General features: G+C 60.8%; 14 protein-coding genes and 2 pseudogenes. 3 read left to right on the top strand and 13 right to left on the bottom strand.

Annotated features, from left to right (window positions below; all coding sequences use genetic code 11):
- The first annotated feature begins 78 nt into the window (after positions 1-78).
- Positions 79-1,086 (top strand): LysR family transcriptional regulator, encoded by a 1,008-nt coding sequence (locus tag FJ953_RS18555; protein ID WP_140523218.1) that lies wholly within the window; start codon positions 79-81, stop codon positions 1,084-1,086.
- Positions 1,087-1,171: 85 nt separating this feature from the next.
- Here the strand turns inward: FJ953_RS18555 and FJ953_RS18560 are convergent, their stop codons facing one another.
- On the bottom strand, positions 1,172-1,417 hold the full coding sequence (locus FJ953_RS18560) for an FCD domain-containing protein (protein ID WP_140523216.1): 246 nt from the start codon (positions 1,415-1,417) through the stop codon (positions 1,172-1,174).
- Here FJ953_RS18560 and FJ953_RS30905 point away from each other — a divergent pair.
- A pseudogene (locus FJ953_RS30905) lies at positions 1,392-1,781 on the top strand (transposase); the annotation flags it as partial. The gene FJ953_RS18560 and the pseudogene FJ953_RS30905 sit on opposite strands and share 26 nt — an antisense overlap.
- A gap of 895 nt (positions 1,782-2,676) precedes the next feature.
- Here the strand turns inward: FJ953_RS30905 and FJ953_RS18565 are convergent.
- The 5 genes from FJ953_RS18565 to FJ953_RS18590 form a co-directional block, all read right to left on the bottom strand.
- Positions 2,677-3,450, bottom strand: a complete 774-nt coding sequence (locus FJ953_RS18565; RefSeq protein WP_140499601.1) for a hypothetical protein — start codon at positions 3,448-3,450, stop codon at positions 2,677-2,679.
- A 424-nt stretch (positions 3,451-3,874) separates the two neighbouring features.
- Positions 3,875-4,768 (bottom strand): S8 family serine peptidase, encoded by an 894-nt coding sequence (locus FJ953_RS18575; protein ID WP_140499605.1) that lies wholly within the window; start codon positions 4,766-4,768, stop codon positions 3,875-3,877.
- Between the two features lie 550 nt (positions 4,769-5,318).
- The gene (locus tag FJ953_RS18585) at positions 5,319-6,005 is read right to left on the bottom strand and encodes an AAA family ATPase (RefSeq protein ID WP_246674846.1); all 687 of its coding nucleotides are present in this window, start codon (positions 6,003-6,005) and stop codon (positions 5,319-5,321) included.
- Positions 5,906-6,199 carry an AAA family ATPase gene (locus tag FJ953_RS30910; RefSeq protein WP_246674848.1) on the bottom strand — a complete coding sequence of 98 codons (294 nt, stop codon included), beginning with the start codon at positions 6,197-6,199 and terminating at the stop codon, positions 5,906-5,908. The genes FJ953_RS18585 and FJ953_RS30910 overlap by 100 nt, the downstream gene beginning before the upstream one ends.
- Positions 6,196-7,455: a DNA repair exonuclease gene (locus FJ953_RS18590; protein ID WP_140523209.1), complete on the bottom strand. Its 1,260-nt coding sequence runs from the start codon at positions 7,453-7,455 to the stop codon at positions 6,196-6,198. The genes FJ953_RS30910 and FJ953_RS18590 overlap by 4 nt, the downstream gene beginning before the upstream one ends.
- A 407-nt stretch (positions 7,456-7,862) precedes the next feature.
- On the opposite strand from FJ953_RS18590, the gene FJ953_RS18595 reads away from it, so the two are divergent.
- Positions 7,863-8,786, top strand: coding sequence for a nucleotidyltransferase and HEPN domain-containing protein (locus tag FJ953_RS18595; protein WP_140523464.1), 924 nt, complete (start codon positions 7,863-7,865; stop codon positions 8,784-8,786).
- 57 nt (positions 8,787-8,843) lie between these two features.
- Here FJ953_RS18595 and FJ953_RS18600 read toward each other — a convergent pair whose 3' ends face one another.
- The 7 genes and pseudogenes from FJ953_RS18600 to FJ953_RS18630 all read right to left on the bottom strand — a co-directional run bounded on the left by FJ953_RS18600 (position 8,844) and on the right by FJ953_RS18630 (position 16,423).
- Positions 8,844-9,479, bottom strand: coding sequence for an AAA family ATPase (locus tag FJ953_RS18600; protein WP_140523207.1), 636 nt, complete (start codon positions 9,477-9,479; stop codon positions 8,844-8,846).
- A gap of 29 nt (positions 9,480-9,508) precedes the next feature.
- Positions 9,509-9,726, bottom strand: a pseudogene (locus FJ953_RS18605) (3-keto-5-aminohexanoate cleavage protein); the annotation flags it as partial.
- The gene (locus FJ953_RS18610) at positions 9,723-10,667 is read right to left on the bottom strand and encodes a 3-hydroxyacyl-CoA dehydrogenase (protein WP_140523204.1); all 945 of its coding nucleotides are present in this window, start codon (positions 10,665-10,667) and stop codon (positions 9,723-9,725) included. The pseudogene FJ953_RS18605 and the gene FJ953_RS18610, both read right to left, overlap by 4 nt.
- Before the next feature lie 13 nt (positions 10,668-10,680).
- Complete coding sequence (locus FJ953_RS18615) at positions 10,681-11,487, bottom strand: SDR family oxidoreductase (protein ID WP_140624919.1); 807 nt, start codon at positions 11,485-11,487, stop codon at positions 10,681-10,683.
- Positions 11,488-11,940: 453 nt separating this feature from the next.
- Positions 11,941-13,350, bottom strand: coding sequence for an amidohydrolase (locus tag FJ953_RS18620; protein ID WP_140499610.1), 1,410 nt, complete (start codon positions 13,348-13,350; stop codon positions 11,941-11,943).
- An 18-nt stretch (positions 13,351-13,368) separates the two neighbouring features.
- Positions 13,369-14,805: an aldehyde dehydrogenase gene (locus tag FJ953_RS18625; RefSeq protein ID WP_140523199.1), complete on the bottom strand. Its 1,437-nt coding sequence runs from the start codon at positions 14,803-14,805 to the stop codon at positions 13,369-13,371.
- Positions 14,806-14,839: 34 nt separating this feature from the next.
- Positions 14,840-16,423 carry a GMC family oxidoreductase N-terminal domain-containing protein gene (locus tag FJ953_RS18630; protein ID WP_140499615.1) on the bottom strand — a complete coding sequence of 528 codons (1,584 nt, stop codon included), beginning with the start codon at positions 16,421-16,423 and terminating at the stop codon, positions 14,840-14,842.
- Positions 16,424-16,432: the final 9 nt, after the last annotated feature.

Raw genomic sequence — 16,432 nt, forward strand, 5'->3', positions numbered from 1 at the left:
GAAGCTTGCGTTCAATGAACAGAAGAGGATGCGTCGCCGCAATTCCACAAATGCTGATCGGGGAGCTTACATTTTGTAATGTCCCGCCTTCGACACCTGCTTCCTTCGCTCAATGCGCTCGTGACCTTCGAGGCGGCCGTACGCTGCGGGACCTTTGCTCGTGCCGCACAGGAACTTTGCGTCACCGGCCCGGCTGTCAGTCGCACGATCGGGCGGCTGGAGGCCCATCTGGGCGTCGCGCTTTTCCACCGGACCGCTTCCGGCGCCGTCCTGACGGAGCAGGGCAGCGTGCTTTTTTCGGGAATTTCGGGCAGCTTCGACGAAATCGAGCGAACAGTCCTGCGGGTGCAGCAGTCAAGGCAGTCGGGAATGCGGACAGTGGTTCTTTCGGTGTCGTCTGCCTTCGCCACGCACTGGTTCATGCCCAGGCTAGCGCTGTTCCAGTCGAGATTCCCGAAAGTCGATATCCGCTTTCAGCTGATCAGCGGACCGCTTGGCGGAGCCGTGGACGGTGTCGATATTGCGATGCGCTTCGATCATGGCAGCAACGCCCGGCACGTCGCGCGCAAGCTGATGCCGGAATTGCTGGTGCCGATCCGCGCTCCTCACCTGCCGGAAAAACAGGCGCCCACCGGCACGTTCATGCCGGCGCTCGACAGGATCATCAATCTCAGCACGGCAGAACCGGACTGGTCGGGCCTGTTTTCGGAGAACACGGCAAATGGCACGGCGGGCGGGCTGCAGTTTTCGGACTATACAGTCGTGGTCCAGGCCGCCCTGCTCGGGCAGGGCGTCGCTCTCGGCTGGCTCAACGTCGTGTCGCATCACCTGGCGCGCGGTGTCCTGGTGCCGGTAGGCCCGGTCATGAAGACCGGCCGGACCTGCGAACTGGTCATCGCCCGCAAGCAGGAGACTCCTGTAGTTTCCGAGATCTGCGATTGGATAGATACCGAATTCACCACCGATATGAAGCGCGTCGACGCGCAGTATCCTGGCCTTGAACTTGGTGCCGATCCATCGCGCCAGGAAAATGGCCGTAATCCGATCAGGAGTTCATCCCATCCAGCGTCTTGCGGCGGATTCTGATAAGGGTGTTTCTCCATTGCTCCAACGGCTGCGGCGGCATCGCGCTTTTCAAGGCCGTCGAGTATTCGGGTGTGATCGCGGACGCTCAGTGACACGGCGCCCTTCGCCAAAAGCCCCGGCGGCGGAATTCCAGGCCGAACGAATACATCTTGTGCAGAAAATCGGCCAGAAGCGGATTGCCGCCGGCCCGACAGATGGCGTGGTGGAATTCGGCGTCGGAAATCTGCAACCGGACGGGATCATGCGTCATCTGGCGCTGCGCCTCGAGCGTCTCAGCTCCCGATCCCCCGACGACCGGTCGTTTGTTCGACAAGAGCCCGATCCAGCTCATCGGCGAACTTCGCCAGCCGAACGGCGCCGCATCGCGAAAGCCGCAGCGTATCGATTACGAAGTATCGCCGCAACGGCACCGCCAATCTCTTCGTTTGCCTCGATGCCCATCGGTCATGGGGGAACGTCAAGGTGACCGAGCGGCGAACCTCCGATGACTTCGCGCTCTGCATGCACTCGTCGATCTCCACTTCCCAAAGGCCGATTACATCAGATCGTGCTGGTCAATCTGTCGACACACGCCCGCCGTCCTCTATGCGGCCTTCCCGTCATCGGAAGCGCGCCGCCTGCTCAGGCGCATCGAATTCCACTATGCGCCCAAGCACGCCAGTTGGCTCAACATGGTCGACATCGAGATCGGCATGGAGAAGCGGTTCTCAACCGGTTTGGCTGGCCGAGAGGAGGAAGTGACTATCAAAATACCTCAAAAGAAAATGTCGATGCGGATTGCCACTAGGGTGGGGTCCGCGGACGCCAACTTTGCCCACGGGCACCGGCACTCAGGTGGCGGCAAAGGAAGCATACCCAAGAACTCGAGATCCGGAGCAGATCCAAAGGCAGTTGAGGGCACACGCGACCTCGATTCCACCGACGGAGTCCCTTGGGCACGACGCCAAACAACGGTCCACACAGCTCCCCGGTCGACTTCCTCCCCAATTCAGCGCTTGGGGATTCACCGGTTTGCGCAAACGTCCTTCATGACTCGGCGTAATTGGCCCTGCTTGAATCGGAAATCGCATGAGTCGGTAGCGCCCGGTTCTTTCTTGTAAGAGAGCGGCTTCTGCAGCAAATCCAGGAATATTCATTTTGATCGCCTCCTTTGTTGGTTTTATCGATCATAGCATTTGACCAGACTAACTCCCGATTTGTCGACACAAACTTCAGTCCGCCAACATGCAGGAACGCTTTAACCAAGGAGCGCCCGCATGAACGGGCGATCCGGATCTTGCGAACGAACCTTCTGAATTGCGCTTAGCAGAAGCCAGACGCATAACATGCGGTCAAACATGCCGGTATATCGCCAGCAGTAAGTATTGAACAAGCAGTAGTACATGCAAGGCATGACCAAAACCCAAAGAGCACACCACCTCCCCCAATCATGCCTCCGCCGCCGCCGCGCAATTGAGCCATCACTCCTTCTCCAATATTGTTGTAGGGTTGGTTTATTGCAGATTGGTAGTGACCTCTCGTCTTGCATAGCGATGTTTCTGCAGTAAATCCAGGCATATTCATTTTGTATCTCCTTACACTTAGCTAGATTTAACGGTCATAGTACGGCGACATCTTCGCGACGAGGAACGGAAATTCTTCGGTTACGTCGCAGCGCGTAGAGAACTTCTCTGTAAAATCGCTGTTGCGGTTGGTATAAGAGAAGATCACGTCAACGATGTTGCGGGTGGCGCTCAAGGGCGAGGGGCGCACTTCCACCCCGGTCAACGAAAAGTCCCGCCCAAATTCCTCAGCGGCCTTGCCATAGATAGCGGGATAGCGCATGGCCAGGTAGTTCAAGGCGCGGTGCTCGTCGGTCGCGCCGGCATTGTCCGTCAGCTGCATGATCCTGCCGAACAGTTCCTCGGCCGCCGGTCCGAACTGCTGGGCAGTGGTTTTCTCCGGCTTCGGGATGGCTTTGATAAGGGCGTCGCGGTCGAAGGAGTAGATTTGATCGAATGCGACGATGGGTACCATCAGGCCATTACACATTTGCGGCGGCGCGATGGGACCGCGCATACCGATGACAACATCGATGTCATTAGGGCTAGGGGCGGGACGAGTGGCTTCCACCAGCAGATCAATGTCCGCCGGATCGCGTGGCTGCAGTAGGTAAGTTTCCAGCCCCTGGATGGTCAGGACCCAGCATAGTTGGCGCACTAGGTAGCGGTGCTCGCGCTTGGATAGCACGGCGTAGAAGGTCTGTTGATCGGTCTTCCCGGCGGTCTCCGTGCGTCCTGTCGCCTGGGCAAATTCCTTTTCCGCGGCGAGGTTCGGGAAACGCGCTTCGACCCGACCAATGGCGTAAACATAAGAGAGGGACATGGAGTTCGCGCCTCCTGCGCAGGTTGGGCAGGGCGTCTCCCTCGAGAGTGGAGAGGTCGACGACGATCGGAGGTTTTCCTCCCCAGCGGGACCGTAGGCGGCCGTGAACACAGCGGCATCGCATCTTGCCTCATCATGACCTGTCGACCGTTCTGTCGATTCTTGTTCCATAGTAATCCTCATTCATCACATCACAGATCAATGGATCTGGGTTAATGGGCACGGCCGGTGAAGACAAACCGGCGGTTTAGCGCGGCCGCCCGGCGTTCACAGCCTCCGCAGGATTGTATCCCCAGATAGGAGGTAGCTCGTCCAACCGCATCGCCTAACCCGATTTCCTCGTCGGTGATAAATCCAGGCAGGCGTACCCGGTAAGGCGGATGTTCGCTCTGGTTTGGCGAGTCGTTGCCTTCATTTGCCTTTGTCACGCTGTTCGCCTCCTCCCATTTGTCACCAATAGTACTTGGTAGGCCGCCGCGGCATCCAGTAAAGGTGGAACGACGGAAGCACGTCGCGAGGTGGAGGCTTGGGTCAGGGCGAGCTTGATTTGTACCGCGGTCGCAGAAGGAAATTCCGACCATAGAAGTGCAATCGCACCGGTCACAAAGGGCACCGCAACACTTGTTCCACCGAGCGCAAGCGACTGGCCCTCGCTGCCGAGACTGGTAATGCTGTCGCCGGGCGCGCGAAAACCCCGCCTGCCGATGGAACTACCCAGGTTCGATTCGTCGATCGGCCTACCTCGAAAATCACAGGCCACCACCGGGATGACCCACGGGTGGCGGGTGATGGCGGAACTTCCAAGCGTGCCTTGGTTGCCCGCAGCTGCAACGATTATGACGCCGCGGCTGACGGCGAGATTGAGCGCCTCTTCCAACGCCTGCTCGTCTTTAACCGAAGGTTGCGCAAGGGCGAGGCTTAAATTGATTACTCGCGCGCCTGAGCCAATGCATTCGACAATCGCCGTGGCAAGCTCCCGGGGTGTTGCACTGGGCATATGTTCGCGCCCGGCGGTCGTCTCGGTGAAAATAGGGCGTATGAGTAGGGTACAATCGGGGCAAATGGCGGGCGCAGCGGAACTCCGCCGGGCCGATAAGATGCCGGCCACAAACGTTCCATGTAGGCACGCCGCGCTGTTAGCTTGGGTGCATGTGCCACCGCTGCTTCCGAGGATCTCGTGGAGGTGTTCGCCTGTCAGATCGGGATGTTGGGTAACGACAGGTCCATCGATGAGCCCGATCTTCACTTCCGGGCTACCGCTGCCGCGTTCCATCAACGCGGTGAGGCTGACTAAGGCTAAAGAAGCAGAGGGCGCCATCTGCGTTGGACGATCGTCGCGATCGACCTCCCAGCATCTTTTTTATCCTACACGCCGCAAGGAATAACGCAACCCCATCCGGTTGCAATGTCGTAAGCAGATGAGTTGTCCGGATTAGGTAGCACGTGAGTTGTCCGGTTTTATCGCCAGCGGATGGAGGCTGGGGATGAAGCGGACGGCATGGCTACAGGACCGGAGAATGCAAAAGTTTCGGGACGTTTTGAGCCGCTGGAATGGCGGCGATCTTTCGATGATGGAGGCAGGCGAGTTGCTTGGCATGTCGGAGCGGCAATTCCGACGCTACCGCGACCGTTAGGAAGAGGCTGGGGAAGCTGGGTTGCTGGATCGGCGGCCGGAGAATGCAAAAGTTTCGGGACGTTTTGAGCCGTTGGAATGGCGGCGATCTTTCGATGACGGAGGCCGGCGAGTTGCTTGGCATGTCGGAGCGGCAATTCCGACGCTACCGCGATCGGTACGAAAAGGCTGGGGAAGCTGGCTTGCTCGATCGGCGTCTGGGCAAGAATTCGACTCGTCGGGTCATGATGCTGCATCAGGACGGCAGACGCGTTCTCAGGCTGGCGTCGATCTCGATCATGTCGGCGACGCTGCCCGTCCAGGTCCGTGACGGTGAAGCGATCTCTGGCAACTCGGCCAGCTGGGCTTGCTTGCGTCGGATATCGGCAAGGATCGGGATCGCGCGAAGATAATTCGCGATCGTATCGAGCCTGGCCGACAGCACCGACCGCTCGGCGATGCTGCGGTCGTAGTTTTCTGTCGCGTCCAGGCGCTCTGTCTCAAGGGTTTCGAAGGTCGACGCCAAGGTGTCGATCGCCTCCCTCCTCGACTTCAGTTCCGCAAGCCGCTTCTTGAACAGAGCAAGCTCGGTTCCGTGTGCCTGCTTGCGATAGAGCCTGTCCGCCTCGGCCTCGAGCAGGCTCAATGTATCGCTTGCATGCCCGAGGCCGGCGCTGGCCGTGAACAGCAGCTTGCCGAGGTCACCGCGCGATTCCAGGATTGATTTTCCACCTGCTTCCAGCGTTTCGTCGTCCAACGAGAACATGGTCTCGTAGGCGTCGCGCGACAGGCCGGCGAGATGGGATGATATCGCCATTTCGCTGACTGGTTGGCCAGTCGCGTTCAGCAACGAGTTGGTGCGCTGTTTGGTGCGTGTGAAAATCTGCTCCGCGCCGCCAAGTTCGAGCACCCCGCCGATGCGCATTGCGCTGTACTCGTGCACGAAATTGTAGCGGCTGCGCTCCTCGATGCCGAACAGCAGATCTCGAGATAGCCGGAAAGCACCGTCGACTTGCCGGCCTCATTCAGGCCGAAGACGACATGCAGGTCGGGACCGGATTCCGGTTTCGGCCCGAAGTCGATCGTCCTGTCGGTGAACTTGCCATAACGGATGAGATCAAGTCGCCGCAGCCTCATTGTGACCCACCGGCCTTGAGGCGGGCGGTAACAAGGTCGGCGCCGCTGGCAACCACCCTCTCCAGGAACAACTCCTGCTCAGTCTCGTCCTTGCCGGCGAAATCGCGCCCGTCAGGCGGAAAATCCGCGATCATCTTTTGGACCAACGCCCTCGCCTCGGCACGGAAGGCTTCCGAGCCGGCATCGGCGCGCATGGACTCTGCGAGCTCGAAAATCGGATCGGCGACGCCCTCGGATGTTTCGGCTGCGGGTGGCGAGACGTTAAGTTCGAGCTTCTCCACCCAGGTTTCGCCTACCTGGTCCGCGACCTGCTCAGCTTCCGCGAGCAGCAGATCCCGGTCGCGGATCAGTGCCCACGATAGAGGTGACGCCCCGGTCAGGCCGAGGCGAACCACAGCATGACGGGATCTAACGGAGGCGCGCACATCTTCGAGCGCGGATCGGACACGCTCGACGATCTCGGACCATTCCACCGTTTCGGTCACGTCGACGTTCACCCGCTCGAATTGCGCGATACTGGTGAGCCTTTCCTCGATCTCGATGGTGCGGTCGTCTTGTATCGTCACCAGGGTGACGGATTTCTCGCCGGCCTCGTTGATGTCCCTGCCCTGTGGAATTCCTGGCATCACCACGGTGCTTGCCCCGGGATGGACTTGGCGGACATGGATGTGCCCAAGCGCCCAGTAGTCGAAACCGTGGCCGTGCAGGTCAGCGACATTGCAGGGGGCATAGACGTCGTGGCCCGGCGATCCGGCCAGGCTGGTATGCATGATACCGACATTGACCGCGCCCTCGCGCGGCGCTGAGTACTTCGGGAGTAGACTGTCCGGCGCCTTGGGGCTGGCAAAGCTCAAGCCGTGGAACATGACGTCAAGCCCGCCGGCTGTCTGCAGCACGGTCTGGGGACGGCCGCCGAAGATCGTGACCGTGTCAGGGAACACCAGCTGTTTCGATATCCGCGACAGGGCGTCATGATTGCCACGGATCTTGAAAACCCTGATGCCGGCCTGATGAAGCCGTGTCATCTGTGACGCCAGGAAGCGGGCCGTTTTCATCGAAGTCTGATCGCCATCATAGAGATCGCCGCCAATGACCAGGGCATCGACACGTTCCGTGAGGCAGAGGTCAGCGATCGAGACAAACGCCTGACGGCTGGCGTCTCCGACGAGTTCGGCAAGGTCGGGGTTTCGCATCGCCAGCGAACGCAGCGGCGAGTCGAGGTGGATGTCGGCGGTGTCGACGAATCGAAATGGCATTGGAAATCTCCGGTTTGAACATACCGGTGTTCGACCGCGGCTCGACAGGGAAAATCTTAAGAAAATCCGGCGGCCGATACCGCCGCCCCCCTTCCGCATGAGTTCGCCGACATCTTCCGAGCTAGAAGTCTGTTCGCTTATTCGAGGACCGAGCGCGACGCTGCGGGACAGACCCTCCACAGATAAAAGCGCTGGGAAATGGTGGGGCAATGTATTGACGATACCCCCAACATTGCAGTGATACGTGATGAGCTTAAATCCCTCTGCAATGTTTAGGATGCTGACTTAACAACTCTTCCATTTGATGTCGCACGGTGTGCGTTGCTCAATTCGGCCGAACGAGGCAGTGTGTGGATTCGGGGCCTCGTCTCGGCTATGCACACACGATGGACGACAGATCCTTGTTTATGAAATCCAGCATCGACCACCTCCCGCCACCAAAGCAGCGCGAGCTGAGAAAGACGGTTGAGCTGCTCCTCGAGGAGTTTGAGGATGCCCTCAAGGGAGGGATGACCGACTTCAAAAAGCGCGGGCGCATTCTCAAGATCATACTTTTCGGGTCCTATGCACGTGGTGGCTGGGTCGACGAGCCGCATACCAGGAAGGGCTACCGTTCGGATTTCGACCTGCTTGTGGTGGTGAACAATCGCAAACTGACCGATTTTGCCGGCTATTGGCAGACGGCAGCAGACCGGTTGATGCGCGAAATCAGCACGCCAGTCAGCTTCATTGTACATTCCCGCCGGGAGGTGAACACTGCCCTCAGGGAGGGTCAGTACTTCTTTGTCGACATCCGTCGCGAGGGAATTGTCCTCTACGAGCTCGACGAAGAATCGCTGGCGCATCCGGCACCTACGAAGCCGGCCGATGCATTCCAATTAGCAGCCGAACACCTCGAAGACAGGCTGCCGCACGCCCGAGTATTTGCAAAGACAGCTGGATTTCTTCTCAGCGAATCCAATTTCAAGGAAGCGGCCTTTCTCCTTCACCAATCAATCGAGCAGGCCTACGCGGTGTTGTTGTTGGTTCTAACAAATTACAGCCCTGCCTCTCACAACGTCAAATTCCTTCGCAGCCTCGCTGAAGATCAAGCACAGGAACTTGCCGAAGTTTGGCCCCGCGACCAGCAGCGTTTCGTAGCTTGGTTCAACGTCATCAACGAGGCTTATGTGAAAGCGCGCTATTCGAGGCACTTCGAGATCACTCGCGAAGCGCTCCAGTGGCTTGCCAAGCGGGTCTCCGAGTTGATCGATCGTATCGAAATGATCTGCCGATCACGGCTTGAAAAATTGAGGAGCGAGGCAAATACGGCTGATCAGCAAGCGGGCTAACTTCGCGATTGCACCAATTCCGGTGTGATGTTCGGAATTATCTGTCGTCGTCCGAATTTAAGTGGGGCTGCCCACGTCGTGTGCGAAGTCGTTTCGGCACTCGTATAGAACCTTGAGCACATCGCTGCCGCACGACATGCCGCGAAGCGTGGTCTCTATCCGGGGAAGACGAATGCTGCCGAAGCCGCTGGTACCCGCAGCGCAATTCTGGAGGAGATGGCACAGCGCGCGAAGGGAGGTGTTTTGCCCGTAGGTGGCGATTGCCACGTAGGCGTCGGCTCCTTCAACGTTGTGTTCGGCGTCAATCCTCAAGCAGTCCTCCCGCGTCGGCTGCCCGATCTCGAAACGCATGCCGATACGGCTTTCGATCTGATCCATAGCATGGGTATCACGCCTCGTGCCCGCTAACCGATGAGTGTTGCCGGCGAGCAGTAAAGCGAAGCCGCATCGCTCCTGAAGATGCAGCAGCTCCCGCAAAACAGTGGGTGTGAAGTTCTGATATTCGTCCACCAGCAACGGGCGCGTCGGGCCGTATCGGGCGCCCAAAAAATTCATGCAATCCTTCGCAAGATCGTATGTGTGCTTGCTGTCCCTTTGGACGCCGTAGGCGTCGTGCAGCATCAGGAACATCGGCCTGATAGCCTTGGTATGCTGCGCAACCTCACAATAGGCAGCTCCGCTTTGGGCGGCTATCCAGTTGAGCGCTACAGTCTTTCCGAGTCCTCGGGTGTCTGGTCGGGCTTGCCGGTTTCCGGGTCTCGCGCGTGCAAATGCAGGATCGCGGCACCGGCCTCGGCCGCGGCGATCGCCTCCGACGCGATCTGGTCCGGTGTGATCGGCAGGTAGGGCGACATGGTCGGGGTGTGGATCGCCCCGGTCACCGCACAGGTGATGATGACCTGGTCGCCGTCGCGCCGGGCTTGCGGCTGGTTTCTTTCATTGTCCGAACTCCTGATCCGATTTTTTCTTGTGTGCCGCCAGCGCCATCAGCCGGCGATCCCGCCAGACCTGCCGGTCACCCAGTTTTTTCCTTGGCAGGCGCTTGCTGCGCTCGGCCTCGACGGTTGCCATGACCTCGCCCGCCCAGTCGACCCGGCGCAGCATCTGCGGGAAGATGTTGGAGTAGATGCCCTGGTAGCGATCGACATAATCGCGCACGCCGCCGGGCGCATTGAGGTCGATGGTCTCGAACGGCCCCATGAATGACCAGCGCAAAGCCAACCCGTCGCGGATGCCGATGTCGACATCCTCGACGCTGGCATAGCCGTCGACGAGCCGGAAGGCTTCCTCAAGCAAGGCGCCCTGCAACCGGTTCATGATGAAACCGTCGAGCTCGCGCTTCATCACCAGCGGCGCATGACCGGCATCGATAAGGAAGGCGCGGGTTCTTTCCAGCGTCTCAGCGGACGTCCATGGCGCTGGCACCACCTCGGCCGCCGGAATGAGGTAGGGCGGATTGATCGGATGCACGACCAGGCAGCGGTGCCGCCCCTGCAGATGGTCGGTGAACTTCGACGGCAACAGCGCCGAGGTGGAACTGGCGATCACCGTTTGCGGGCCGGCCAGACTGTCGATCAGGGAGAACACTTCCCGCTTCACATCGAGGTTTTCAGGCGTGTTCTCCTGGACATGGATTGCTCCAGCCAGCGCCTCCTCCAGTTCGACCGCGATGGCGATGCGGCCAAGCACGGTGTCGACGGACTGCCCACGCAGCAGGTCGTTCGAAGAAAGATCGCCAAGCACGCCTTCTATGTAGTCGCGCGCGCCGCCCGTCGCGGCGGGCGACTGGTCCCACATCCGCACGTCATGGCCGGCGCGAGCGAAGCTGATCGCCCAGGCCCGCCCAATGAAACCGCTGCCGACAATCGCAACCTTTGCCATGGATCGGCCCTCCTCAGAGCGTTTCGACGTTGCCGTCGACGCCGAGCGACTGCCCGGAAATGTTGATGCCGGCGTCCGACAGCAGGAAGGCGACCATCGACGCGACATCATAAGGGCTGGTCATGCGACGCAGCGAAATGTTTTGGAGATAACGATCGGTCATCTCCTCGTGGCTGATACCGACCTGCTTGGCGCGCGCCGAGATAACACCTTCGATGCGGGGTCCCTCGATGATGCCGGGCAGGATGGCGTTGACCCTGATGCCGTGCAGCCCAAGCTCCTTGGCGAGGCTTTGCGTGAAACCGATGACACCGCACTTGGCCGCCGAATAGGGCGTGCGGAACGCATAGCCGTGGCGGCCAGCCGCCGACGACATCGACACGATCGAGCCCCCGCCCGCCGCCTTGATCAGCGGCACGGCGCGCCGGGCGCACAGGAACTGGCCGGTCAGGCAGATGTCGATGCAGCGCCGCCAGTCGTCCGGATCGATCTCGTCGACACCGCCTGTCGGCCCGGCAATGCCGGCATTGTTGATCAGCGCATCGAGCCCGCCGAGTTCTTTCTCGACCGCCTCGAACAGCCGGTCGACGTTATCGTCGCGCGAGACGTCGGCCTTCACTGCCGCGATCAGGTCGATCTTGTCGGGCGCAGCGGCGAGCGCTTCGCCGGAAACGTCGCAGACAACGACGCGGGCGCCGAGCCGCGACAGCGTGTCGGCTATGGCAAAACCGATGCCCCCCGCACCCGCTGTCACCAGAACGCGCTGGCCTTTCAGCCCAGCCAGAAATTCGTTTGCGGAGTATGGCGCGCTCGAACTCATGATCGTCCCTCTGACAAGCTCGGCCGGAAATGATACACCCGGCGAAAAGTGACGACCGTCAGCACTTGGGCGGACGAGTTGCTTGAGCGTAAACCGGAACGGCAGGTCACAGTCGCTCTCGCCAACAAGGTAGGACGGATCGATAGCGCGTGAGGAAAGCTACCGCGCGCCGCACCCTTGAGGATGACCGACAGTCGCACGAAAAGACGTCCCCTTTCGGCAGGAGAGAACGACATCAGTGATGGAGATCCGGGCAACCCGAGGATCGGGAGAAGTGATTCAAAGCCCATCGCAGTGCAACAGCTTGATGAGGGCCGATCAACCGTCACTATCACGGGATCGTTCACACATCTTCCAGGAGAAATCCCATCTTCGGGCAAAGTATGTCGCTTCGCTCCAGCGGTTCCTTTGATTAGGACGACAAAGATGAGCACGATGCCCGGCATCATACATCTAGCCGTCCAACGGGGGCGCGAGGTGGGGCGGCAGGATCTGTACTGCGGGATCGCGCGCCAACCTTGCTGCATGTTCCTCCTTAGCTGAAGCTAGCAGATCGGGGTGGCTAAAGAGGTCCGCCGCCGTCGCCGCCAGCGCTTTGGCAACATGGATCATGCCCTTGTGTGCATGTGGCGATTTGCCCTGCGCCGTTACTTGCCATGTGTGCAAAGGCGTGCCGATGGCATAGGTCGCGCCATATGCCTGCACGGTCGGTACGGCCCAGCTCACATCGCCGACATCAGTCGATCCAAGCATCTGCTTGCCACCGGAAGCGGCGCCGACGATACCGTCGCTGAGAGCGCTGTCACTCTCCTGAAGCCGGAACATCGCATAGGCTGATTGGATGTGCTCCCTTGTCAGCGTGGCCTGGATCTGCCCCGCGAACGCTTGGTCAGCCGCATCGAATTCCGGCGGCCCCAGCATCTCGAAATTCTGCGCCATCGCTCCCTCCATAACGCGATTGCCAAGCAGGCTGTTCATCGCACAGACAAAGCGCGACTCCACTTGTGTCTCGCTCATCAGCGCTGCACCCTCCGCGATGCGCTTGACCCGCTCGACTAGCATCAACACCTCGGAGGCTCGCGGCGACCGAACCATGTAGCGCACAATTGCGGCCGCCTGCACGATGTTCGGCGCCGGACCGCCCGCATTGAGATAGGCGTAATGAACCCGGCAATCGGAGGGGATGTGTTCGCGCAGATAGTTGACGCCGACGCTCATCAGCTCAACGGCGTCGAGCGCGCTGCGGCCGAGATGCGGCGAGCCCGCAGCATGGGCGGACCGTCCAGTGTAAGAAAAATCAAGGATCGCGTAAGCGAGCGAGGCCGGCTCCATTACGCCCGCGAACGAGAAGGGGTGCCAGGAAAGCGCCGCGTCGACGTCAGCGAAAACCCCGTCGCGAACCATAAACGCCTTGCCCGATCCGCCCTCCTCGGCCGGGCAGCCATAATAGCGTACACGCCCGGGCAGGCTGTTCGCGGCCAGCCAATCCTTCGTCGCCGTAGCGGCGAGCAGTGCGCCGGCCCCGAGCAGATTGTGTCCGCAGCCATGTCCCGGTCCATTGCCGGAAAGACGCCGGTGTTCCGCTACGCCGGCTTCCTGGCTTAACTCCGGCAATGCATCGAACTCGCCGAGGAAGGCGATGACCGGGCCGCCTTCGCCTGCCTCGCCCATGATGGCCGTCGGCATGCCGGCAAGGCCGGTAGCAACTCGGAAGCCCTGATCGTTAAGCGCCTTCAGATGCTCGGCCGACGACCGATGTTCCTGATAGTTCAGTTCGGGCGTTTCCCAAACCCTGTCGCTCAGTTCGATGAAGCGCCCGGCCTGACCGTCGACATGCATCCATATTCCATGGCCGTTGCTCATTATCGCTCCGGAACTCCCTCAGACTGCGACAGTCTTGTGCTCGATGTAGTGATTGATGGCTTCCGGGCCGAACTCGCGTCCCACGCCGCTTCGCTTGAAGCCGCCAAAGGGGGAGAGCAGGTCCGAGGCCGCGTTGTTGATCGTCAGCCCGCCGCTGCGGATGCGGCGGGCGATCGCCAGACCCTGGTCAGTATCGTTCGTCCAAACCGAACCGGAGAGACCGTACTCCGACTCGTTGGCGAGCCGCACTGCCTCATCCACCCCGTCATAGGGGATGACGCAGACGACTGGGCCGAAGATCTCCTCCTGGGCGATGCGTGAGTTGTTGTCGACATTGGCAAAAACCGTCGGCTTCACGAAGGCGCCGTGATTGATGCCTTCCGGCATTCCAAGGCCGCCCGTCGCAAGTTCCGCGCCGCTTTCCAGCCCAGACTGGATGTAGTCACTGACCCGCTGGCGCTGGCGCTCGGCAGCAACCGGACCGAGGAAAGTTTGCGGGTCGGCCGGATTCCCGATCTTCATACCCGTAACATTGTCCACCAGCGCCGAGGTGAAGGCATCGTGGCGCCGGCGCGATATGAGTATCCGAGTCTGCGCAACGCAGACCTGGCCGTTGTTCGGAAACGAGCGGTAACGCAGCGCCTCGACCGTTTCGCCGATATCCGCGTCGTCTAAGACGAGCGCCGCGGACTTGCCACCCAGTTCTAGGCTGACTCGCTTCAGCTGCGCACCGGCGAGGCTGGCGATGCGGCTTCCGGCGGCGGTCGACCCGGTAAAGCCGATCTTGTCCACTCCCGGATGCGTGACGAGATACTCGCTCACTTCCCGGTGCGCTACCAGGATGCTCAGCACGCCGTCCGGCAGTCCGGCTTCGCTGAAAAGTTCGCCCAGATATTGGCCGTCAATCGCCGTCTCCGGCGCCAATTTCAGAATCACCGTGCATCCGGCAAGCAGAGCCGGAAAGAGTTTCGCTAGCGCGACCTGATGCGGTGCATTCCAGGGGATGATGGCGGCAACCACGCCGACTGGTTCGCGGATCCAGATGGACGTCCCTTTCGGGAAGCCCTCGCGCTTCACTTCCCAGGGATAGTGTTCGGCCGCGGTCAGATAAGCCTGGCCCTGATCACGGATCAGGGCCTGGATCGCCGCGGCGAACCACGCGGGAGCGCCCATTTCTGCCGTGACCAGTCGGGCAAATTCCGTGGACCGCGCCTCGTAGAGGTCGGTGAATTTACGGATGACCGCGATGCGCTCGGCTACCGGCATGCGCGGCCACGGCCCTTCGTCGAACGCTTTGCGCGCCACGTCGACGGCAAGGTCGATGTCCGCCTGTGCGGCGAGCGGAGCCGTGCCGACCAGGCTGCCGTCGTAGGGCGAACGAACTTCGATGGACTCCGGGCCGAGCGGGTCGACGCGCCTGCCGCCGATGAAATTGTGCTTGAAATTCCTGGTCATTGCCCGTCTGGCTCCTGTTCCGGCTTGCCTGGGATCAGGGATGGATGAGATCCGCCGCCCGCTCGCCGATCATGATTGCAGTCGCGTTGGTGTTGCCCGCGATGTGGCGCGGAAAGATCGAGGCATCCGCCACCCACAGCCTCTCGGTGCCGCGCACGCGCAGTTCCGGCGTCACCACCGCCTTATCGTCGATCCCCATCCGGCAGGTCCCGACCGGGTGAAGGAAGGGGACCGTTGCCTTGCGCACATACTGCTCCTCCGCATCGCGGCCGGCCCCCTCGGGCGGCACGTCGATCAGCTCGCGCACGTGGTTTCCGAATGGCGGCGTCGAAGCAAGGCGGCGAATCCAGGCCAGTCCGCGTAGAACGCAGTCCAGGTCGTCTGGGTGGTCGAGGAGCCGCGGATAAATCGCGAGCGGCGTGCGCGGATCGCTGCTGCGTAGTTCCAGACGGCCAGTACTCTTGGGGTAATTCACGTTCGCCAGAATGGTGACGAGATTGCGCGTGGGGACGCGCAGGCGTCCGCTTTCGCTGAAATAGCCGAACGGGAAGAGGTGGAACTGGAGGTCGGGCACCTCCTGCTCGGGTGTGGATTTGAGGAAGGCGAGCACCTGCGCGGTCGGCACGCTCAGCACGCCACTGCGCGACAGCGCCCACTGCCCGGCGGCGCGCAGCCGGCCCAGGGCCGACGCATAGGCATTGCCCGTCTTGACGTCCATTTCGGCGCGGACATAGAGGCCCGGATGCTCCATCAGGTTGCGCCCGACGTCGGGGCTGGCGACGCGCACTTCGATGCCATGGCGACTCAGTTCGGCCGGATCGCCGATGCCCGAAAGCATTAGGAGCTGTGGCGAGTTGATGGAGCCTGCAGACAGGACCACACCGCGGCGTGCTGTTGCCCGGATTGTCTTGTCCCCGCGCATGATGTCCACGCCCGAGGCCCGCTTACCCTCCATGACGATACGCTCCACCAGCGCGTCGTCCATGAAGGTCAACTTATTGTCCTTGAGACGTGGGAGGACGAAGGCGTCGAACGCCGAATGACGCAAGCCCCCTGTCGTGGACCCTTGATTCCAGGCGACCCCTTCATGCGAGCTCCCGTTCAGGTCCGGGTTGCGGGGCACGCCGGCATTGACGAAGCTGTCAATGAATTTCTGCGATAGTGGGTGTTTCCAGCGCAGCGATGAAACCCGGAGCGGACCCATCCCGCCGCGGTGAGAATTGTCCCTGTCGTCGTCCGCCGTCTCCATCTTGCGGAAATAGGGAAGCACGGAGGCCCAGCCCCATCCCTTGTTTCCCAGCGCCTCCCAAGCGTCGTAGTCGCCGGCCGCGCCACGAATGAAGATCATCCCGTTGATGGCCGACGAACCACCCGGAACCCGCCCGCGCGGCCAGGCTTCCTGCAGTCCGTTACGGCTCGGATCAGGCTCGGTGACGTAGTTCCAGTCGTACCGGTTGTTACCGATCGTATACATGAGCGCGGCCGGTACGCGCGTCAGGTGGAGCTTCTCGCGCTTGCCCGCTTCGAGGAGAAGGACGCTCGCACCCTTTTCGACAAGCCTGGCGGTGAGCGGTGAACCCGCACTGCCCGAACCTACGACGATATAGTCGAATTCCATGATACGCTT

Source organism: Mesorhizobium sp. B2-3-6 (genome assembly GCF_006442305.1).
Lineage (GTDB): Bacteria > Pseudomonadota > Alphaproteobacteria > Rhizobiales > Rhizobiaceae > Mesorhizobium.